Origin of the sequence: Phocaeicola intestinalis, assembly GCF_014837065.1 — a bacterium.
Lineage (GTDB): Bacteria > Bacteroidota > Bacteroidia > Bacteroidales > Bacteroidaceae > Phocaeicola > Phocaeicola intestinalis.
Map to the genome: position 1 here is coordinate 1 of NZ_JACSPP010000016.1, position 22,719 is coordinate 22,719.

Below are 22,719 nucleotides of genomic sequence, written 5' to 3' on the forward strand. Positions count from 1 at the left end.
TTTCTTTCATTTACAAATTTAATAATTCTCTTGGCTTTATGCTATTTTGCTAGCACATTACAAACATAGGAACTAAATAATTGTCCGTTTGTCCATTGTTAATTGCGCAAGTTTTTTGCCATCTGAGAATTAATTGCTAACTTTGTAGACAAGAGGCAAAGAACTTGCTTTGTCCTATCAGAATCAACAAGACAAGGAGGAACGTCTTATGAAAGAATACAAACCAATAGAAAAAGAGACCACGGGCATGGTCAGCGAACCAGGGCTTTCATACAGCAGTCCTAATGCGGTAAAGCCACCTGTGTCAGAGTTTTCTGACCAAATAATGGACATGCTTTTACAGCAACCCACCCAAGTCAAGCTGTTGATTATTAACAAACTAGCTGGAAGTATGCTTGTGGACAAAGAAACGGGAACGACGCATGAAAATCCTGAGGTTTGCAGTCGCAAGGAAATTGAAGCGAAGTTGGACAATCTTCATGTGAAAGGGCATTTACGCCGATTATTTGGAGCAGCTCCTTTCATTGATGAGAATGATGACTGGAAAAAAGAAAAAGAGGCTTATTTAAGGAAAAAATACGGAATGTAAGATGAAATTATTCTTAGACACCAATGTAGTGGTAGATGCTGTAAAATTCCGTGAACCTTTCGTACATGCAATTGTCCCGATATTCGAAATGGCTGATGGTGGCATCCATCAACTGATAATTTCAGATTTAACCTTTGTCAATGTGGCATACCTTACAAAAAAAGGAATGTCGTTGGGCGAATGGTACGGACTATTGGATGAGTTGCGTTCCAATGTACAAATTGTAACCACAGGAGAAACAAGTATTGATGCAGCTTTATTATTGAGAGCTAAAGATTTTGAAGATGCCGTGCAATATTTCTCGGCAAAGCAAACTGCGGCAGACTGCATCATCACCCGCAACAAAAAAGACTTTTATTTTTCGGATATTCCGGTATATACTCCGGAAGAATTCTTGCTTAAGTAGCATACTTATTCGTTCTTAGAAGCTGTTTTGAATTTATCGTGCGATGATTTGGGATGAGTTTTTGAGGCATTTTCGCTTGTGTGATGAGGAAGATAGCGGGCTATCTGACGAAGAACAGGGGCGAAAAGGACCAAAAAATCGCCCAAAGCACACACGAAAACGGATACATCAAGCCAAGAAAAACTTTTTGGAGAAATTCAAAACAGTTTCTCAAATATTATTTTGCTTTTAATGCATAAACACAACGATAAGATTGCGCCTATTTTGGCGTATGCTCAAAAGGCTGTAATCCGTCCTTCCAACATCTTTACCATAGACAATCCGGACGCTTTGTTTATAGCAAGTGGCAATCTCTTTGGGTTGTTTATCCCCACGAAAAGCGAAATCCAAAATGTGGACTTGCTGGTAAGAAGAATCATGGTGTCCCGCCTTGCCTATGCGGAAAACATGAAAACCTTGTTGCTGTCGGAAGACTATGATTTCTTGAATAATCAATTTTCGCTTCTCAACCGGATATGCCATCGGATATTGGATAATAGTGCGAATGAATACAACTTGACGTTCGAAAATGGCAGATTTGAATCGAACACTCCCGGTATAAGAGCTAAAATCAGAGCTAAGCAAGCCAACCTATATGCCCGCAACCTTCGGATTTACCAATTAGGGCAGGAGGAAAAACAAGTCTTTGCTCCGTTTCAAATAGATAAACGGTATACAAACGGAGCGATGGCGGAAAGTTGGTCTCAATCACAAGTCAGCGTTAAAGACGCCTATATGCTTGACGACCTTTTCATCGCTTTCAAACGGAAAACTACCATGTCATTCAAAGAGACATTCAATAACCTGATGACACTTTCGTTTTTCATGAATTACGCCATACACGAAGAGGGGATGTCTTACAGGAAAACATTGGAATGTCCCAAGATGATAAACAGCGACTATTCTTTTATCAGAGAGAACGACAACGACCCTTATAAATACATTCGTGTCTTAGCTTTTTTGGGTTTATCGCCGATTCAAGCAGGTTCATTGAATATCTGTCTCAGCATAAAAGAAAAATTGAAACAAAAATGGCAAAATCGAATAAATCCACGGAGACACTTTTAGTCCAGTTGGAAAGCCTTTGTACGACCGATGTGCAAAGAAACCGCTACAATGATATCGAATCGGAACATAGGGTATATAAAAATATGGACCGACGTATAAAAACCGATGACCAACGGTTGTATAGAGTGTTACACATTACCCGTATGTTAGACACAAGCCTTCAACTATTCCTAGATATACATGGCTGCCGTCATGGGCATTCTATTGGTGAATATTTAGATGACCTTTCGAGAGGAAGTACCCCTTTCTTGCGTCTGAATGTTTGCTTGAAGCAACGGTTCAAAGAACAAATAGCTAATGTAAGAAACAAGTATATGCATTCTTCCAACCAATTTCCACGGGAAAATGAAGTAAATGCCTTGACAAGCACCATCCATGAATGCTTGCAGGCTGTTTTGAATTTGAAAACTTCATAAATTTTTCATATAAACCACATGATGAATATAATAAAAAAATTATGGAACAACAGGCGAATCCTTCGTTCCATCCTTCCTACCGTTTATTTCAATTTCCACTATCTTCCTTTCAGCCAAGCTATCAGGCTTCCTATGCTGCTTTATAAGCCTAGATTGTTAAAAATGAAAGGAAATGTTAAAATCGGGGGGGGGTAAAATGAAGTTTGGCATGATACGGTTAGGATTTCCTACCGTTTCCTTATATCCCAACCCAGGTATTGTATATGAAAATCATGGCGGAACGATTACATTTAATGGTGAATGTAGTATTGGCAATAACTCTGCAATCTCCATAGGAGCTAAAGCAAATGTTGAGTTTGGGGATAGATTTACGGCTACAACTACATTGCGCTTGACTTCCTACTACAAAATAACCATTGCCAATTGTGTAACTTTCGGTTGGGATACATTAATTATGGATACGGACTTTCATAAATTAACGAAAGTGTCTGGTGGTTATAGCAAAGGATATGCCTCTATATCAATCGGTTCAAACAATTGGTTCGGCAATGGATGCAGAATCATGAAACGTACCACAACACCAGACTATTGTGTTATTTCCGCAGGGACAATATTGTCCGGTCCTGTTTCTGCTCCTTCTTATAGCGTGGTTGGGAATGACAGCCATATCGTTGTAAAAGCAACTGGAGTTTGGAGAAATGTGGATGATGATGTGATAGAATATTGATTGAAAGGAAAATTTCTAATAAAAAGATTGAAGAAAGTCTGAAAACGATGACAAATAATAAGAGGTTGATATATCTTGATACCGCAGCTGGAATATTTATTATTTATATGATATTTTATCATTGCAGCCAGTTCGCCGATATGACAAATAATCATGTGTTTAAATTTTTACAGGTTGTGTTCTCATGCTTTATGGCTTGGTTTTTCTTCAAATCTGGTATGTTTTATAAAAGAGACATAACGGTTAAAGAAGAATTTATACATACACTACGCAAATTATGGAGACCATATATCTTGTTTTGGTGCATTGGCATAGTTGTCGAGGCAATAAAGTATTCCAGTATTGGCGATACCAATTGGATGCATTATGTTTTGACACCGTTCAAGTCCTCCTTATTGTACGGCGGTGTCAATAACGGTGCATCGCCGATGTGGTTTTTAGTGACACTGTTTGCTGTACGCACATTGTCTCCCGTGATGTTGAAAATTTGCAATGGCTATGGTTGGGCTGTTTGTGGCGTAGTCGGTGCTATTTTATGCTATATTAATGGAATGTATGGCTGGGGATTCATCCATCCATATTATATTTCAAACTTTTTCCCTGCCATGTTTTTCTATGGTTTAGGATTTTTAATGAAAGAAAAACAGTTCGATAAGGAGATATTTTTCATTGCACTCGTTATTTATGCAATTTCATTTGCTTGGCCGTCAATGGTTGATTTCCAAGCCAATTCTCTAACAAGAGGGAATGCTTTTTTATGGTATGTTTATGCTCCTGCTGCCATTGTCGTGTTTAATTATATCTGCAAAAAAGTCAATTACGCAGTTAGACCTGTTACAAACATCGGTAGAAACTCAATGTGGTGGTTTCTTGCCCATTGGCCTGTGTTATGTCTTTCAGATATATTTTATGTTAATGTATGTAAAATTTCGGGGGGTACTGCTTGCAACAGAATTTATAACAGTCATGTCGATATTGGCATTGTTACACCCTCTTGTAAACCGCTCTCCACTTAAAAGTTGGATATAACGATTCATAATAACTCAAGTACTGTCCTGTATTTCTTTGACATCAAAAATAATAGCAGATTTTATTCATCTCAATAATGCCAGACACATCAGCCAACAACAAGCGCATAGCGAAGAACACGCTGTTCCTGTACTTTCGCCAATTTCTAACGATGGCGGTCGCCATTTATACCTCAAGGATTGTCTTGAAGGTATTGGGAGTCGTGGATTATGGTGTTTACAACGTTGTCGGCGGCATGGTGGCTATGTTCGCCTTTCTTAACTCTGCATTATCCCAAGCTACGCAGAGGTTTATTGCCTATGGGCTGGAAAAAGATGACGTGGATACCCAGCGAAAGACGTTCTCAATGTTGGTGAACGTGCACATACTCATTGCGGTTATATTGCTCGTGTTGTGCGAAACTGTCGGGCTATGGCTGTTTTACAACAAGCTTGTGATACCTTCTGACAGGATTGAGGCGGCCTTTTGGGTTATGCAATGCTCAATAGCCACTCTGATGATAAGCGTAACACAGGTACCATACAACGCCTCTATATTCGGCCATGAGAGGATGAACGCCTATGCATATATAAGTATCTTTGAGGTTTTGTTGAAATTGGGCGTGGTCATAATGTTGCAATATTTATTTTCTGACAAACTCCTTGCTTACGGAATAATGATGATGGCGGCACAGTTCATCGTAGCCATGATCTATCGCGTTTATTGCCTGCAAAAGTTCAACAACTGCAAATACTGCCTATATTGGTCAAGATCTGTGTTCAAGCAAATATTCAGTTTTTCGAGCTGGAGCCTTATCGGCAACTTGGCTTACACGATGAACAGCCAAGGAATGAATTTCCTGATAAACATATTTTTCGGCCCTATATACAATGCGGCAAGAGGCATCGCTGTTGCCGTTGAAGCAGCCATAAGCTCTTTCGTGACCAATTTTTTGAGTGCGTCTATTCCTCAAATCATTAAGTCGTATGCTGCCGGAGATTTGGACTATTGCCTTAAACTGAACTATAAGAGCAGTAAATTCGGCTTTTTCTTATTTATGTTAATTTCATTGCCGCTAATCAGCATAATGAATACTGTTTTATCGTTATGGTTGGTTGAAGTACCGACTTATGCAAATATCTTCTGTGTGCTTTCACTTTTCTACGTACAAGCCAATACCATGGGAGGCACGTTGCAAAATGTCGTGCAAGCTACCGGGAACATCCGGATTTTTCAAATCTATAATGGCACTTTAAAACTATTGCCTCTTCCCATCGTATATGTATTATATAAATGCGGAGCTACGGTAAGCACCTATTTATACGTACTCATTGCCGTATCACTGATAGGCATTTTCGTCCAGCTATGGGCAACCCAAAACATCATTCATGATTTTCGTCCAGCTGATTTCCTTAAAAAAGTCACATGGGCTGAATTAAAAACATTCCCCATTCCATGCTTTTGCAGCTTATACTGCTGGCACTTGCCGCAAACCTATCCTATGGCAATTGGAATTTGTGTATTCATTTTTATTATTAGTCTTAGTTTTGTTTGGTTGGCCGGGCTTACAAAAGGAGAAAGGTTGTGGATAAAAACAGCTATTCGAACGAAAATGAAAAGATGAGATTGTAAACATACCAAGGTTAATTATAAACTTATACGGTCTAAATCAAACAAAAAACTTAAACATGAAAATAAGTATGAGTTTATAAAAGAATCGTATTTTTAATCTAAAATCACAAACAATATCATATTACAATGAAAAAATTATATGCACATTGGTGTTATATTGACAATTTTGGAGATGCTTTGAATCCATATCTTTTAAACAAACTATCAGGCTGTAAGGTCATATATTGTAACTACAAGTTTCCTAATTACTACTCTGAAATAAAGGTACTGATTAAAAATATTTTAAAATTGAAAAGTGTTGATGTATTTAGGTTAGTACCTCCTTTATTTTGGAAAAATAAAAAAGTAATATTAGCAGTAGGTTCAATATTAGACCGTTCACGTTCCAATTATCTTATTTGGGGAGCTGGTTACATGAATAAAAATGAACATGCACAAGGGGGACAACTATATGCTGTTAGAGGTTATTATTCTGCAAAAAAATTGCATTCAGAAGGTTTTCCTTTCTGTACAGTATATGGTGACCCAGCCATATTACTTCCATTAGTATATACTCCCCAAATTGAAAAAAAATATGAATGTGGTTTAATCCCTCACTTAAAAGATTATCAATCGGTTAAGAAAATTTACAACTCAGCAAATATTATAAATCTTAAAACTGAAAATATAGAAAAAACAATAGATCGAATAGCGTCATGTAAATTCATATTATCAACTTCTTTACATGGTATAATAGTGGCACATGCATATGGTATACCGGCATTATGGATAAAAAAAGGTGATATATCTACAGACGGAATTAAATTTCAAGACTATTTCAGTTCTGTAAATATTCCACCATATTGGGGAAATTTCGATATGTCATTCCTAATAAATAAATCATACGATGAAATACCTAAAGATATTAAAAATTTAATGCTGCCACAAATTCCCATATCTGAAGTTCAAAAGTCATTGATTAAAGTTTGTCCATTCAAAATATTACCTACAGTTAAGCAAAAACTTCTTATCAATTAATCCTCAAATATGTAATAAGCACCTTAATTTTAACTAATAACTTTGGATTAAATGAACTGATGTAACCGATTGACAATCAAGCATTGTTTAGTAAAATCTTTTGCAAACCAATTCTGATTGACTATAAATAGAACAGAAAATGTAATAGGTATATCAAAATAAGACTTTGTGTTTTATACAAATTTAACTTAAGAACCATTCTAATGAAACCAGTTTTAAATTTTACCATTCGGACTTTACGAAAAATTATCGGCAACAAGTCCCATCACCACCCTTTAAAATATTATGGTTATGTTGACCTGAACGACCAACAGGCCAACGACTATATTTATAGATTCCTAACGGACGGGAACAGCGGAGGCAAAATGCTGAGCAAGTTTGGTTCAATAGAATTAGGCAATATAGTGGCAGCCCATTATGAATTACATCATTGGAATCGAGAATTTTTCAGTGATGTAATGGATTATAATGCATCTTTTGATTTACGCAGAATGATGAAGATGCTATGTTCTAATGCCGGTTTTTTCCCTTATAACTTAAACTTAGGCATAAAATATTATAATCGCATGCTTTTAGATATGCTTGAGATAGACGTATTAAGCAGTTATATATATGAAGAAAAATATGTCATGCCTTTTTTGACCGAAATAAAGAAACGTGTTAACCTTGATGGCTTTTACGCTCCCTTTATGTGGAAAAATCCTTGGACAAAGGCACTCAAAGGGAAACGTGTGCTTGTAGTACACCCATTCGTTGAAAGCATAAGGTATCAATACGAAAGTAACAGGGAAAAGATTTGGACTGACCCAAATGTGCTTCCTGAATTCAGTGAGTTGCTGACTTTGAAAGCGGTACAAAGTATAGCTGACGCAAAAGAGCAGCCATATAAAAATTGGTTTGAAGCATTGGAATATATGGAGGATGAAATATCGAAAATGGATTTTGATGTAGCTATCATTGGTTGTGGCGCATACGGTATGTGTCTTGCCGCTCACGTAAAACGTATGGGGAAAACAGCCATTCATCTTGCCGGCTGGACACAGATGTTGTTTGGCGTATATGGTAACCGTTGGATAAAAGACCAACCCGAATACGCTAAGTTCATCAACGAATATTGGGTACGTCCTAATGAAAATGAACGACCAAAAGGTGCAGAGAAAGTTGAAAATGGATGCTATTGGTAAGCCCTATTGGTAAGCGGGACGAAAGCAATGTATTTCTATAAAATAGGGATGGTATTTTGAACTAAAAACATAGATTTTGATAAAATGCCATGAGTATTTATCTTATTCTACTGATATTGTTGTGTGCAGAATTGATAGTAGCAAAAATAAACGTCCGCTATGCACGATTAATATTCCCTTTTCATATTTCAGGGGTACTCACTCCTAGAAGACCTCAAGAAATTCTTTGCCGAGATCACCGCAGTCAACCGCAACTACGGAAAACTTACACCATCGACCATCGGCTTAAATGCTAACAAACTGTAAAAATTAACTGAATTTTAATCTTATTTTAGACATACCGCCTGAAAAGCGGGAAATACGTCAGAATTGGACGTTTACATGCCTGATTGGACAGGAAAGCCATAAAATTGAAGAAAACGATTAATGAAACAAGTATAAATAGATGCCGAAAAGGTACTGTGCAGGATTTTATAAAAAAGTTTAAGGATTTACAGGTGAATCCGAATATGAAAAAAGAGGTTTGTCTTGCAATCAACTTTATTTCGATAGGTGAGTTGAAAGACGCTTTTAACAGGATGGAACATGGAGAAAATTTCAAACAAAAAGACATTGTGGTACAATTGGCATGGTTACTGAATGGATTCATTTCTTTATGCAAAGAAAGGGATTTGAATTGCAGAATCTTCTGTAATATGTGATTGTTGCTAAAACAGTTGTCGTTTTAATATTACTTTTTTACTTATGGCTTTCAGTTTTATAAAATTTGATAAAAAGAAAATAGGAATAGTGTTCTTATTGCTATTCATGACAAATATATTTAGTATTAGAGGATATGACACTCCTATGTATAAAAACACTACCATTATAGTCCTTGTTTTATTGGCATTGTACACATTTTTGTGTTTAGGAAAAATAAAAAATGAACATATTCGTTTACGAAAACTCGTTTGGGGATTGATTCTGATTCCGTTCTTAGGTTTTATTCCTGCATATATTCTTCATGGACAAGGCATTGGTATGTCTATTATAAGTGCTCATATTCATGTCGGGTATTTCATCTTTTTTTTCTTATTTCTTACAAAAATAAAAGAGCAAGAAGTTTTAAAGATTTTTTGTCTATTTGGTGTTTGTTGGAGTGCTATCGAAATCATTCAACAATTCACATATCCAACCTATTGGTTCGCTACAAGATATGAAACAGATGATAGAGGAATTGAAATTAGAAACGGTATTTATCGATTTGTAGTATATGGAGTGAATTTCGGATTAATTTTATTATTTTATTGTTTTGAAAAATTCATGCAGATAAAACGTAGGTCGTATTTAGCAGGTATGCTGATTGCATTGATAGGAATATATCTATTGGCTACTCGACAAATCATAGTTATGTCTGTAATTTGTTTGTTCGCAGGATTGTTTATAATGAAGAAGATTAGCGTTGGAAGTTTAGTGCTCTTGGGAATATTCTCAACAATAATCTATCTAAACGCAGATTCGCTTTTCGGAGACTTTATTGAAATGACCAAAGAAGTAGACGAAGATTATATCCGTTTCCTTGCATATGAATTTTACGGCATTACGTACAACAAAGGAAGTGTATTGGCTTTTCTATTAGGTAATGGAACGCCAAAATCACCTTCTGAATATTTTCAGGAAATAACAAACTACCAGGAGTATTATGGCCTTTATAGAGACGATGTAGGTTTAATCGGAATATACAGTCTTTATGGGATTGTGTATGTTATAATGATAATCTGGTTTTATTGGTATGCATTTAGAAACAGGAAATATTTAAGTCCTTATCTGCAAATGTATGTATTGTATATGGCAGGTACTTCTGTCATGTTGTTGCATTTTGGTGCTCACTTACCTACAATCGTTACAGGCAGTTTCATTCTTTATCTAATTGAGAAAAACATTGAGAGAAACAAATCTACGAAAACAAGCCAATATGAAATTCAGTGTAACAATTCCCGCTTATAAAGCCAAATTTCTAAAAGAATGCATCGAAAGCGTTCTTGCCCAAACCTATAAAGATTTTGAACTAATCATTGTCAATGACGCTTCACCGGAAGATTTGACTTCCATTGTAAAATTATTTGATGATCCACGGATTCGCTATTATATCAACGAAACAAATTGCGGAGCACTGAATGTGGTAGACAATTGGAACAAATGCCTTTCGTATGCCACTGGAGATTATATTATCTGTATGGGCGATGATGATAAACTGTTGCCTAACTGCTTGGAAGAATATGCTAAACTCATTGAAAAATACCCAGGATTAGGAGTGTATCATGCAATGACAGGAATCATAGACGAAGATTCAAACCTCATTCGGATGCAAGAAACTAGGCCAGAACGAGAAGGAGTGTATTCGATGTTGTTAGGACGTATCTTATATCGGCGGATTCAATACATTGGTGATTTCCTTTTCGATAGAAACTTGCTTAAAGACAACGGAGGATTCTATAAACTTCCTATAGCATGGGGAAGTGATGACATATCAAGTTATATAGCAGCAAAAAATACGGGAATAGCCAATATGCAAGTCATCGGTTTTTTATATAGGGATAACTTGCAAACCATCACCAATTCAAGTAATGTAGTTTACAAATTAAAGGCGATGATGCAAGAAGAAACGTGGTATAAGGAGTTTTTGTCACATGAACCAAGTAAAGAGGATATTATTGAATACATGTATTGGAGAATGTCTTCAATGAACATTTCTAAATTTATAATAAGAAGAAAACTGTCAACAATCGTAAATGATTTAGTAAATAAAGGCTTTGGAAGGGCATATTACTATTGGAAGAATAGAAAGGAGTATCTGATTAATACAAAATTAATTGCATATGCCTTGATTGAAACTATGAAACGGAAACAGATTACTAAATCTAAATGTTAGATTTTTATGAAAAAAATACTTGTTGTTTCTCCTGTTCAAACGCCTCCAGTGCTGTCCGGAAGTCAAAAATGTATTTATGAGTACTGTGAACTTCTTAGAGCTATAGGGTTTGAAGTTTATTTTTTGTATATAAAGGGACAAAATGAAATTGAAAAACATTTAAAAAATTATTGGGGAGATAGGCTATTCATATATAAAAGAAATCTCATTTTAGATGTTTTTAAAAGAGGATTCATCGAGTGTAGGAAGAAAATAAGTGGATACAATCATATTGATGATTTATATCCAGTAGGACTGACCCGATTTGTTAAGAAGCTTCAACAGAAGAATAATTTTGATGCCATTATTATCAATTACGTAATATTATCCAAACTGTTTACATCCAAACTTAGTGGCAAAAAGATCCTATATGCACATGACTGTTTATCGTTTAAAAAGCAACGTCTTAACGTAAAACAATTTTGGATAGACTTAACTCCAAATCAAGAAGCTAAAGGATTGCAAAGATGTGATACTGTACTTTCTATACAAGAAAATGAATCTGTTTATTTTAAATATTTGTATCCCCAAGGGAATATTGTAACTGTTTATTCAAATTTTAAAGTTAGTCAACAAACTATTACAGGTAATAAAAACATATTGTTTTTGTCCGGGAAAAGTATACTTAATGTAAATGGTATCAATTATTTCATAACAGAAGTGTTTCCTCTGATTTTAGAGAAAGAACCAGATGTTCGATTGGTGATTGGGGGTAGCATTTGCGATGTATTACCTCGAATAGAGAATCCGAACATAAAATTATTGGGACGAATTGATAAGGAAGAAACATTTTACGAAATGGGAGATATAGCCATTAATCCCATTTATCAAGGTACTGGATTGAAAATTAAAACATTTGAAGCACTTGCATATGGAAAGGTAACAATTGTTCATCCTCATAGTGCTGAAGGTATATATCAACCACAGAAAGCACCTGTTTTTATAGGCCATACTCCTCAAGAATTTGCGAAGCATGTTGTTGATGCTTTATCCGATATTAAGTTACGAAAGTTGTATTCAGACAAAGCCGTTGCATACATTCAAGATTTAAACTTGTTCATCGAACGACAATATTGTCAAATATTATCATAAGAAATTAATGTATTTATGAAATCTCCAAAAATCATTGCGGAAATCGGTTGCAATCACAAGGGTGATATGGCAATCGCTAAAGAGATGATTATGACTGCCGCCACTTATTGTAAAGTGGATGTAGTTAAGTTTCAGAAACGTTGCAATAAAGAGTTGTTGACTCCTGAAGAGTACAATGCTCCGCATCCTCATCCGGAAAATTCATACGGGAAGACATACGGCGAGCACCGGGAATTCTTAGAGTTCAACCTTGAACAACACCGCCAACTGCAAGAATGGTGCAATGAATTCGGCGTGGAGTATTCTACATCCGTTTGGGACATCACTTCGGCTAAGGAAATCTGTACCCTGCATCCTAACCTGATAAAAGTGCCTTCCGCCTGTAACTTGAACAAAGGCTTGTTGGAATATCTGTGCGATTATTTCGGCGGTGAAATCCATTTGTCTTTCGGCATGACTACCCGTGACGAGGAAGAACAGATTATCCAGTTCTTCGAATCCAAAGGTCGTAACAAGGATTTAGTTATTTATGATTGCACATCAGGTTATCCTGTGCCTTTTGAAGACATTTGCCTGCTTGAAATCAACCGTTTGCGTGAACTGTATTCAGACAGAGTGAAAGCCATCGGTTTTTCCGGACATCATTTGGGTATAGCTGTAGATAGTGCTGCCGTAGCTCTTGGTGCGGAATGGATAGAACGCCATTATACGCTCGACCGTACTTGGAAAGGCACAGACCATGCAGCTTCCTTGGAACCGGATGGCGTGCGTAAGTTGGCTCGCGACTGCCGTGCCGTGGCAAAAGCGTTGACTTATAAGAAAGAGGACATTCTCGATATAGAGAAAGTGCAAAGAAATAAATTGAAGAAAAATCAAGTGAAATGGTAATCGCATTCATACCTGTAAGGGGAGGTAGCAAGTCTATCCCCCTTAAAAACATCAAGCCGTTCTGCGGCAAGCCATTAGTTTGTTGGAATATCGAAGCTTTGGAACAGTGTGAAGCAGTGGATGAAATCATTGTAGCTACAGATTCGGACAAGATAGAAGAAACGGTAACATCTCAATTTTATAAAAAAACAAAAGTATATCGCCGTTCTGCAGAGAACGCTTGCGATACGGCAAGCACGGAAAGCGTGATGCTGGAATACATCCGTTACGCACAACTTACGGCGGATAACATCTTCATGCTGGTACAGGCTACATCCCCTTTGACTGAAACCATTCATTTTACGGAAGCCTTGGAGATATATGGCAACGGTGAATATGATTCCATTCTTACCTGCGTCCGTAACTACCGTTTCTTTTGGAACGAGGATGGCACAAGCATGAACTACGATTACAGGAACCGCCCCCGCCGGCAGAACTTCTTAGGGATGCTGATGGAGAATGGTGCCTTTTATATAAATAAGGTAGGGAACATCCTTGTGTCTGGCAACCGTCTCAGCGGACATATCGGTATCTACGAGATGCCGGAGTACACAGCTACGGAAATAGATGAGCCGGATGACTGGATTGTGTTGGAGAACCTAATGCGCAAGCACGTTTTGTCAAAACACAAAGAAACGAAAAAGTCAATCAGGCTTTTCTTGTGCGATGTAGATGGTACGCTGACCGACGGAGGCATGTATTATTCCGAAAACGGGGATGAATTGAAGAAGTTCAATACCCGTGACGGCATGGGTTTTCAGTTGCTTCGTGAAGCCGGAATAAAGACTGGCATTATTACATCGGAAGACACTAAGATTATGGAAAAACGTGCGAAGAAGCTGAAAATAGATTTCTTGTATCAAGGGAAGCGGAATGGAGGGAAGTTAGCTGTAGCTAAAGAGATATGTGAACGGCTTGGCATCACACTTGATGAAGTGGCTTACATCGGTGATGATATAAATTGTATCGAGCTTCTGGAAGCAGTTGGTGTGAAGGCTTGTCCGGCTGATGCTTGCGAGGAAGTAAAAGCGATTGTTGGCATACAGAGGATGACGAAGAAAGGTGGATTCGGTTGTGTAAGAGAGTTTATCAAAAACTTTATATTATAGGAGTGTAAGATGGAAAAGATAAAAATTATATTTGTACATCCTTCTCAATTATCAGAACGATGGTTGAATTATTATCATTTAGACGAATTGCAAAACGCATTCGACATTGAATATTGGGATTGTTCTGCACTTGCGAATCCTAATTTTAAGGCAAAAGAAATACAAGAACGGCCTTATTTGCAGGTAATAAAGAATATTGGTGATTTTAAGGAAAATATAAACCGAATTCCCAAAGATACATTAATCGTGAACGATTTACATGCAAATGTAGCGAATTATCCCCTTTACATGAATATAGCTAAGCGATTTAATCATCGAATATATTTCGATTTTTTCGCTAATACACAAGGAGTACATAAGAGTAAGTTGTTTTCTAAACTAGCCACCTCCAATCTTAAAGATTTAATTTGCTATATCTTGATTAGAAGGAAATTTCACTTTTATGTATTTAGTAGCCGCTATTCTTCTGACGGAAGATATCGAATCAACCATCCTGATTTTGAAGTGTATCAAAAGGTTGCTAAAGATTCAACTAATAATAACCTTTCGAATTATGTGGTATATGTGGACAATTTTTTCCCATTTCACCCCGATATACTAAATAGAGATTCTCATGTTGACCCTACTCGTTTAGCACCTCTATTTTATGGTTCGCTAAATTCCTTCTTTTCCAAAGTTGAACAACACTTTGGTTGTAAAGTAGTGATAGCTGCACATCCTTCGTCTGTATATACAAACAATCCGTTTGATGGCAGGGATATAATTTATAATAAGACCTGTGAATTAATCAAGGACTGTACGGCGGTATGTATGCACACAAGTAATGCACTCTCATACGCCATCCTATTCAATAAACCTTTGGCTTTGTTAACCAATAAAGCTTTTCAACAAGCCCGACTTGAATTTATGAGATTAGAAAACATATCAAACATGCTTTCGATGAAACTTATAAATACAGATACAGTGGACGATATAAATTATGTATTCAACCATGTAAGCAAAGATTTTACTGAATTTTATAAAAAAGAATATTTGATTGCTGACCCAAATAAAACAAATGCAGAGCTTTTTGTTGAATATTTTAATTTATTACACAAAACAATTTATCAGTCATAGTGATTTAAGGAGAATATGCAAATAAGTAAGTTGTAAGCAGTCAAAAAAAGGCTATTAATTGAAATGAGTAACTTCGCTGCCAACCAAATTTATAGAATTATGTATAGCAGTGAAGATCTTGAAAGGTTTTACTTTCAGTACCAGACTGAGGCTTTGCCTCATGGAGAATTTCTCCAATCGTTTTGTGTCAAGAATAAAGTCCCTTATAACATTTTCCAAAAATGGTTTAAGGATACTCGAAAAAAGTAGTTGAAGTTCAGGTTGATGGTGCTCCAGTAATTACCTATGAGGAAAAGACTAAGACTGGTGACCAGCCTAAACTTGCATCAAGAAGCAGTGATGACGACACTGAGATTACCGCAACCTATCATAGTGTAATAGGAACGGTAAAGCTTCATGGCAGTTCTGCTTGGAACTTCATCGGGACTTTCTTCAAAAATATCTTTAACGGGTGCAGGGATTATGTTAACATGGTTCCTAATAAAATCACTTTGGCTACCTGCCAATGTTGAATTCAATAATTAACAAAACTCGGTTTTGAGCACTGAAAAGTGCCCTTTCAAAGGGGGATGCCCTAAATTGAGTGCTTACTAAATTCAAGCCTTTAAACTGTTAAGCACTTTATTGCTTTCGTCATGGAGTAGCAGAGGAACTCAGACAGAACTGAGGCATTAAATGGAACAGATTATTTCCGCATATATCGCTGTTTCATACGTAGTATTCTGTCAATTATTGCATTGATGACAACATGCTTTTTGATGTGCAACGGATATCCAAACGGGGAGGGCACAATAAGTTTGAAGCCTTTACGATAGAATATCCGTCGTTGATAGACCAGTGCAGGCAAGACGGCTGGATTTCGGAAAAATGTAAAAGACACATCTTGCAGCATATTATGACGGAATTTCTGCCTTCGTTACTATTTAATAAGTATATCGCACGGATAGAGACGTTCGATGCTACAGGTTTTCGACAAAATATCAGAAGATATTTTCCCAGGTATGCATACGGGCTGGTATGGTTGCTTGCATTTATTCAGCCTTTCCGCTTATTAGCGCGCAGATTGAAACTCCAAATTCATTCCTAACTATTTGGCATTCTCAAAATAAATCTGTTACTTTGTGTTGTAGGCATTTATTTACTGCTAAAATTGCTATTTTAAACTTTAAATGGATAATTGATTATGTCAACCTCTGCTTTAACATTTGATTTGGATGAAAGCATTGCCAATGCTTATTTGACCTTATTGCGGCAACAGAGCAAAAAAGTGAAGCTGTTATTGTTAAAAGGATTGCAAGAAGAATTGGATAACTCTGCGCAAAAAGAAAAAGTTTCAGCTAAAAACGGATCTTCCTTAATGGGGTTACGAGGCATTTTATCGGATGAATTGTCGGATGAAGAAGTTCGTATAATGCATTTCAAAGAAAAATATGGCTTATGAAACTTTTTTTAGATACAAATATTCTGCTGGAGTATTTTTGTAATCGAGCTCAAGCAAGAGTTGTAGAAAAAATTCTTCAATATATAGAAGAAAAGAAAATGGAAGGCTACATTTCTGTAGGTTCATTTTATACAATAATCTATTTGATAGATGGACATTTGAAGAAAAGCGGTCTTTTCAATCCCAAACGATTAGCATTGTTGCGTAAAATTCTGGAAGGGATTCTTACGCAATTTAAAGTCGTTTCTATTACAGACTTGCAATCAGCAATTCTTGATGAACGATTTTCAGATCTGGAAGATAGTTGCCAATATTATACTGCACTTTCTGCCAATTGTGATTTTTTACTTACTCTAAACGAACGGGATTTTAAAAATGTTATCTCTAACCGTATTTGTGTTTTGACACCGGAACGTTTTTGGACAGAATATATGAACCCTATCGAATAAATATACACATATTTGTGTTTTTCTTAACTGTTTGGCTTTTCTTGAAATAAATCCGTTACGATGATTTGTATATACATAAATACAAGTATAAAATGAAAGCATCAGAACCTGCACCAGCTTATAATACAGCATCTTTTCAAGCATTGAAAGACAGGATAATAGCATCTGTCAATACCGCGACAGATGAAAGCAAACTTGAGCAATGTTTGGCTATCTTGCATGACCATGAAATGCCGGGAATCTACACGAATGAGGAGTTTAAAGAAGAATTACGCTTGTCTGAAGCTAATGGATTCATTTCGCACGAAGAGGCTTTAGCGGAATTTGCAAAATGGGGATTCGTAAAATAAAATGGAGCAAAAGAGCGGTTTCTAATTTTACAGAAACTTTAATGTAGTATCGGAAATAATTTATCGCTATGACTCAACTATTGTAGCGATACGTGCGACAATGAAGAAATATCAATAAACAGCATTGACATCGAAAAACTGTCCCCCCCCTTAACACAAATTTAGGTAAAATCTTCGAGATTCTACACCGACAGAAAAAAACGTTTTTTCTTTAGAGGAAAGATAGAAACATCTGCTTCCTCTGAGTGCATTGCTTGTCATAGTAGCGTTTATACCTTTGCGCCATCATCATTAAAATCTATTTGGCTGATTAATATCATCATAGCCATTTGTGTATTCGCACCTTCTTTGCCCGGAATAGAAGTTTATTGTATCTATACAAGCTGAAAGACATCAAACAAATCTATAACATATCATCCAATGAAAATTGCATTTATCAGCACCCGTGGCATACCAAACAATTACGGGGGCTTCGAACAGTTTGCCGAATACATTTCAGTAGGATTGGCAAAAAGGGGGCATGAAGTAACGGTTTATTCGCCCCAATTCCACCCATATAAAGAAAACATGTACAAAGGCGTGAAGATTAAGCACATCTATAGCCCGGAAACATGGATGGGCAGCTCCGTTGGAAGTTTCTTCTATGATTTCGCCTCATTGAAGGACGCACTGAAGAATGAGGATTTTGACATAATCTATGAGGCTGGTTATACGAGTATCATTCCAGCCTACATTTGGTTCAACGTAAAGAAGCGGAAACGCCCGATATTCACCACGAATATGGACGGACTGGAAAACAAACGGTCGAAGTTTAGCCCCATGGTGCGCCGCTTCCTTGACTGGGAGGAGAAGATGGCGGTGAAGTATAGCCATTACCTCATTGCCGACAACATGGGCATCCATGATTATTACAAGGAGAAATACGGTAAGGAGAGCAAGTTTCTGGCTTACGGTGCAGACATACACGATAATTTCAACCCTGAATACCTGAAAGAGTATGAATTGAAGCCGGAAGAATATTACATTCTCATCGCTCGCCTTGAACCGGAAAATAACATTGTGATGGCCATTGAAGGTTACCTTCATTCAAAAGAGAATGGGCACAGACCGCTCATTGTAGTAGGAAAGACGAATACCCCACATGGGAAAGAACTTGTAGCCAAATATGGAAATGAACCAAACGTAAGATTCGTGGGTGGAATCTATGATTTCAAAAAACTCGACTCCGTGCGCCACTTCTCACTGGCTTATTTTCACGGACATAGTGTTGGAGGCACCAATCCGTCGCTGCTTGAGGCGATGGCTGCTGGATGTTTCGTGTTCGCGCATGACAACATTTTCAACCGTGCTGTGCTGAAAGATAATGCCCTTTATTATCCGACAGTCGAAAAGGTTACGGAATATTTTGACAACATTGATACCATTGCCGAAAACAGCAAAAAAACATTCACAACCAACAACATAGAGGTGATAAGGAATGAATATTCTTGGGAACACCTTGTTGATGAGCACGAGAAATACTTCAAGTGGCTGATGGAACAAAACAACAGATAAAGACAAAACTTAATTTAGACTTATTATGAAAGGAATAGTATTGGCAGGTGGCAGCGGTACACGGTTGTACCCTATCACCAAGGGAATCAGCAAGCAGTTGATTCCTATATTCGACAAACCGATGATTTATTATCCCATCTCGGTGCTGATGCTTGCCGGAATCAGGGAGATACTCATCATCTCCACTCCTTACGACCTGCCGGGATTCAAGCGGTTGCTGGGAGACGGCAGCCAGTTCGGGGTAAAGTTCGAATATGCCGAGCAGCCCTCTCCTGATGGACTGGCACAGGCATTTATCATAGGGGAGGAGTTTATTGGCGATGATTGCGCCTGTCTGGTGTTGGGCGACAATATTTTCTATGGTGCCGGACTGAACAGCATGTTGAAACAAGCAGTCAAGGATGCCGAGGAGAACGGTAAGGCTACGGTATTTGGCTATTGGGTGAGCGACCCGGAGCGTTACGGCGTGGCGGAGTTTGACAAGGATGGTAACTGTCTGAGCATTGAGGAGAAGCCGAAAAAGCCGAAGAGTAATTACGCCGTGGTAGGATTGTATTTCTATCCGAACAAGGTCGTGGAAGTAGCCAAGCATATCAAACCGTCTGCCCGTGGAGAATTGGAGATTACAACAGTGAACCAAGAGTTTCTGCGTGACAATGAATTGAAGGTGCAAACCATGGGACGTGGATTTGCTTGGCTTGACACGGGTACGCATGATTCACTTTCTGAGGCATCGACATTCATTGAGGTGTTGGAGAAACGCCAAGGCTTAAAAGTGGCTTGTCTGGAGGGAATTGCCTATCGCAAAGGTTGGATTACAGCTGATAAGCTGAAAGAGGTCGCGCAACCGATGCTGAAAAACGACTACGGGAAGTATCTGATGTCGATTCTTGAAGAAAAGGAAGATTCGTTGGAGAAGAATTTGGAATATTAAAGGAATATGGAAGTAATAAAGACAGAAATAGAGGGCGTGGTGATTATCGAGCCACGCATCTTCAAGGATGCCCGCGGCTATTTCTTCGAGAGTTTCTCGCAAAGGGAATTTGAGGAGAAAGTCGGTCATGTGGAGTTCGTTCAGGACAACGAGAGCATGTCATCGTATGGTGTCATGCGTGGGCTGCATTTCCAGCGTCCGCCTTATACACAGGCAAAACTTGTAAGGTGCGTTCGTGGCCGTGTGCTTGACGTTGCTGTTGACATCAGGAAAGGCTCGCCCACTTACGGCAAGCACGTGGCTGTGGAGTTGACCGAGGATAACCACCGGCAGTTTTTCATCCCAAAAGGCTTTGCACACGGTTTTGCCGTGTTGAGCGAAACGGCTGTGTTCCAGTACAAATGCGATGAGTTCTATCATCCAGAAGCGGACGGCGGCATAAGCATTCTTGACGGTAGCTTGGGTATTGACTGGCAAATACCGACCGAACACGCAATACTGAGCGAAAAGGATACGAAGCATCCGCTGTTGAAAGACTTTGAATCCCCTTTTGTTTATTCAAAATAACGGAATGCCATCATGAACATACTTGTAACAGGCGCAAACGGCCAGCTTGGTAACGAAATGCGCATAATAAGCAAAGACACGAACGACAACTATACTTTTACGGATGTCGTAGAGGTTGAGGGCGTTGAAACGACAATCTTGGATATAACTAATGCCGACGCCATACGGAAAATAGTGAAAGAAAAGGATATACGGTGCATAGTCAATTGCGCCGCTTATACTAATGTGGACAAGGCAGAGAGTGACGAGACATTATGCAGGAAGCTCAATGCTGATGCACCGAAGCTATTGGCAGAGGCGATGAAGGAAGTGGGAGGACTTCTTGTGCAAATCTCAACAGACTATGTTTTCGGTGGCGACCCGTATAACACTCCTTGCAGGGAAGACCAAAAAGGCACGCCTACGGGCGTTTACGGCCAGACAAAGCTGGAAGGCGAGGAGAACATCAAGGCGGTGGGTTGCGATTACGTGATTATCCGCACGGCATGGCTCTACTCCGAATACGGCAGGAACTTCGTGAAGACGATGTTGAACCTGACGGCGACGAAACCGAAACTGAATGTGGTGTTCGACCAGGCCGGCACGCCGACCTACGCCTACGACCTCGCGGTGGCGATAAAGACCGTGCTCGCGGACTATGAAAAGGAGAACCCGAATAACGGATATTCAAAGCGCGGCATCTACCACTTCAGCAACGAGGGCGTATGCTCATGGTTTGATTTCACCAAGAAAATCGCCGAGCTTGCCGGAAACACGGCATGCGACATTCAGCCCTGCCACAGCGATGAATTCCCCAGCCCGGTGAAACGTCCCGCCTATTCGGTATTGGACAAGACGAAAATAAAGGAGACATTCGGGCTGAAGATACCCTATTGGACAAACTCATTGAAAGTCTGCATGGAGAATATGAATGCCCTAAAATGATAACGACAACAAAAATATAAACGACATGGAATACAAGAGAAACATCATCATAACAGGCGGCGCGGGCTTTATCGGAAGCCACGTGGTGCGCCTGTTCGTAAACAAATATCCTGAATACCGCATCATCAACTTAGACAAGCTGACATATGCCGGCAACTTGGCTAATCTGAAAGACGTGGAAGACAAACCGAACTATACTTTCGTAAAAGCCGACATCTGCGACTATGAGACGGTGAAGTCGCTGATGGCGAAGTACAAAGTGGACGGAATCATTCATCTTGCGGCAGAGAGCCACGTTGACCGAAGCATAAAAGACCCGTTCACCTTCGCCCATACAAACGTAATAGGAACTTTGACGCTGCTCCAAGCCGCAAAGGAATATTGGGAGAGCCTACCCGAAGGATATGAGGGGAAACGCTTTTACCATATCTCTACGGATGAAGTTTACGGAGCATTAGAGCTGACCAATCCGGAGGGAATTGAATCTCCGTTCACTACAAAAGCAAGTTCGGAGCACCACCATGCCTATGGAACCGAGTTCTTTACCGAGGAAACGAAGTATAATCCGCATTCTCCTTATTCGGCTTCAAAGGCAAGTTCAGACCATTTTGTACGTGCTTTCCACGACACCTACGGAATGCCGACCATCGTAACCAACTGTTCCAACAACTACGGACCTTACCAGTTCCCTGAAAAACTCATTCCATTGTTTATCAACAACATCCGCCACAGGAAGCCGCTGCCGGTCTATGGAAAAGGCGAGAACGTAAGGGACTGGCTGTATGTGGAGGACCATGCAAGGGCGATTGACCTCATCTTCCATAAAGGCAAGATAGCCGACACATACAACATCGGTGGCTTCAACGAGTGGAAGAACATTGACATAATCAAGGTTGTCATCAAGACCGTTGACCGTCTGCTCGGAAGGAAGGACGGCGAGGACATGGACTTGATAACCTACGTCACAGACCGCAAGGGTCACGATATGCGTTACGCCATTGACTCACGCAAACTGCAACGCGAACTTGGCTGGGAACCGAGCCTGCAGTTCGAGGAAGGTATCGAAAAGACTGTCCGCTGGTATCTGGATAATCAGGCATGGATGGACAACGTGACGAGCGGTGACTACCAGAAGTATTACGAGGAAATGTATAAGGAACGGTAAACGTCTTTTTTGCCAACTCAAGGGCAATGCCGTCCCTTTTGTCCCATATTATACT

At 38.8% G+C, this 22,719-nt stretch carries 23 protein-coding genes and 1 pseudogene; all 24 read left to right on the forward strand.

All coding sequences use genetic code 11. The annotated features are described in order from the left end of the window. The first annotated feature begins 208 nt into the window (after positions 1-208). The 24 genes and pseudogenes from H9625_RS06875 (at position 209) to H9625_RS06985 (ending at position 22,664) form a co-directional block, all read left to right on the forward strand. Positions 209-589: a hypothetical protein gene (locus H9625_RS06875; protein ID WP_191763583.1), complete on the forward strand. Its 381-nt coding sequence runs from the start codon at positions 209-211 to the stop codon at positions 587-589. A 1-nt stretch (position 590) separates the two neighbouring features. Continuing rightward, positions 591-995: a type II toxin-antitoxin system VapC family toxin gene (locus tag H9625_RS06880; protein WP_022040837.1), complete on the forward strand. Its 405-nt coding sequence runs from the start codon at positions 591-593 to the stop codon at positions 993-995. A gap of 43 nt (positions 996-1,038) precedes the next feature. Then, entirely contained in the window at positions 1,039-1,227 is a 189-nt protein-coding gene (locus H9625_RS06885; RefSeq protein ID WP_191763585.1) for a hypothetical protein, read from the forward strand. Next, complete coding sequence (locus tag H9625_RS06890; RefSeq protein ID WP_191763587.1) at positions 1,227-2,102, forward strand: hypothetical protein; 876 nt, start codon at positions 1,227-1,229, stop codon at positions 2,100-2,102. Before H9625_RS06885 ends, H9625_RS06890 begins: the two co-directional genes overlap by 1 nt. Before the next feature lie 624 nt (positions 2,103-2,726). Next, complete coding sequence (locus H9625_RS06895; protein WP_191763589.1) at positions 2,727-3,245, forward strand: LbetaH domain-containing protein; 519 nt, start codon at positions 2,727-2,729, stop codon at positions 3,243-3,245. A gap of 47 nt (positions 3,246-3,292) precedes the next feature. Next, positions 3,293-4,261: an acyltransferase family protein gene (locus H9625_RS06900; RefSeq protein WP_191763591.1), complete on the forward strand. Its 969-nt coding sequence runs from the start codon at positions 3,293-3,295 to the stop codon at positions 4,259-4,261. A 215-nt stretch (positions 4,262-4,476) separates the two neighbouring features. Beyond that, positions 4,477-5,877, forward strand: a complete 1,401-nt coding sequence (locus tag H9625_RS06905) for an MATE family efflux transporter (protein WP_191763593.1) — start codon at positions 4,477-4,479, stop codon at positions 5,875-5,877. A gap of 134 nt (positions 5,878-6,011) precedes the next feature. Further along, positions 6,012-6,902, forward strand: coding sequence for a polysaccharide pyruvyl transferase family protein (locus H9625_RS06910; RefSeq protein ID WP_191763595.1), 891 nt, complete (start codon positions 6,012-6,014; stop codon positions 6,900-6,902). A gap of 203 nt (positions 6,903-7,105) precedes the next feature. Next, entirely contained in the window at positions 7,106-8,086 is a 981-nt protein-coding gene (locus H9625_RS06915; protein ID WP_191763597.1) for a hypothetical protein, read from the forward strand. 744 nt (positions 8,087-8,830) lie between these two features. Next, positions 8,831-10,072 carry a hypothetical protein gene (locus H9625_RS06920; RefSeq protein WP_191763599.1) on the forward strand — a complete coding sequence of 414 codons (1,242 nt, stop codon included), beginning with the start codon at positions 8,831-8,833 and terminating at the stop codon, positions 10,070-10,072. Continuing rightward, complete coding sequence (locus H9625_RS06925; RefSeq protein ID WP_191763600.1) at positions 10,041-10,997, forward strand: glycosyltransferase family 2 protein; 957 nt, start codon at positions 10,041-10,043, stop codon at positions 10,995-10,997. The genes H9625_RS06920 and H9625_RS06925 overlap by 32 nt, the downstream gene beginning before the upstream one ends. A 6-nt stretch (positions 10,998-11,003) precedes the next feature. Beyond that, positions 11,004-12,128, forward strand: a complete 1,125-nt coding sequence (locus H9625_RS06930; RefSeq protein ID WP_191763601.1) for a glycosyltransferase family 4 protein — start codon at positions 11,004-11,006, stop codon at positions 12,126-12,128. A 15-nt stretch (positions 12,129-12,143) separates the two neighbouring features. Next, positions 12,144-13,016 carry an N-acetylneuraminate synthase family protein gene (locus H9625_RS06935; RefSeq protein WP_191763602.1) on the forward strand — a complete coding sequence of 291 codons (873 nt, stop codon included), beginning with the start codon at positions 12,144-12,146 and terminating at the stop codon, positions 13,014-13,016. Then, positions 13,010-14,164, forward strand: a complete 1,155-nt coding sequence (locus H9625_RS06940; protein WP_191763603.1) for an N-acylneuraminate cytidylyltransferase — start codon at positions 13,010-13,012, stop codon at positions 14,162-14,164. Before H9625_RS06935 ends, H9625_RS06940 begins: the two co-directional genes overlap by 7 nt. Positions 14,165-14,173: 9 nt before the next feature. Next, the gene (locus tag H9625_RS06945; RefSeq protein ID WP_191763604.1) at positions 14,174-15,280 is read left to right on the forward strand and encodes a hypothetical protein; all 1,107 of its coding nucleotides are present in this window, start codon (positions 14,174-14,176) and stop codon (positions 15,278-15,280) included. Between the two features lie 99 nt (positions 15,281-15,379). After that, positions 15,380-15,624, forward strand: a pseudogene (locus H9625_RS17645) (hypothetical protein); the annotation flags it as partial. An 839-nt stretch (positions 15,625-16,463) separates the two neighbouring features. After that, positions 16,464-16,721, forward strand: a complete 258-nt coding sequence (locus H9625_RS06950; protein ID WP_191763605.1) for a hypothetical protein — start codon at positions 16,464-16,466, stop codon at positions 16,719-16,721. Continuing rightward, a complete protein-coding gene (locus H9625_RS06955) occupies positions 16,718-17,170 on the forward strand; it encodes a type II toxin-antitoxin system VapC family toxin (RefSeq protein WP_191763606.1) in 453 nt (150 codons plus the stop codon). Before H9625_RS06950 ends, H9625_RS06955 begins: the two co-directional genes overlap by 4 nt. A 92-nt stretch (positions 17,171-17,262) precedes the next feature. Next, positions 17,263-17,520 (forward strand): hypothetical protein, encoded by a 258-nt coding sequence (locus H9625_RS06960; protein ID WP_191763608.1) that lies wholly within the window; start codon positions 17,263-17,265, stop codon positions 17,518-17,520. 420 nt (positions 17,521-17,940) lie between these two features. Next, positions 17,941-19,074: a DUF1972 domain-containing protein gene (locus H9625_RS06965; protein ID WP_191763610.1), complete on the forward strand. Its 1,134-nt coding sequence runs from the start codon at positions 17,941-17,943 to the stop codon at positions 19,072-19,074. A gap of 25 nt (positions 19,075-19,099) precedes the next feature. Next, positions 19,100-20,008 carry a glucose-1-phosphate thymidylyltransferase RfbA gene (rfbA, locus tag H9625_RS06970; RefSeq protein WP_191763612.1) on the forward strand — a complete coding sequence of 303 codons (909 nt, stop codon included), beginning with the start codon at positions 19,100-19,102 and terminating at the stop codon, positions 20,006-20,008. Positions 20,009-20,014: 6 nt separating this feature from the next. After that, positions 20,015-20,575 (forward strand): dTDP-4-dehydrorhamnose 3,5-epimerase, encoded by a 561-nt coding sequence (gene rfbC / locus H9625_RS06975; protein ID WP_191763614.1) that lies wholly within the window; start codon positions 20,015-20,017, stop codon positions 20,573-20,575. Positions 20,576-20,587: 12 nt separating this feature from the next. Further along, positions 20,588-21,499 (forward strand): dTDP-4-dehydrorhamnose reductase, encoded by a 912-nt coding sequence (gene rfbD / locus H9625_RS06980; RefSeq protein WP_191763616.1) that lies wholly within the window; start codon positions 20,588-20,590, stop codon positions 21,497-21,499. Between the two features lie 25 nt (positions 21,500-21,524). Beyond that, a complete protein-coding gene (locus H9625_RS06985) occupies positions 21,525-22,664 on the forward strand; it encodes a dTDP-glucose 4,6-dehydratase (protein WP_191763618.1) in 1,140 nt (379 codons plus the stop codon). Positions 22,665-22,719: the final 55 nt, after the last annotated feature.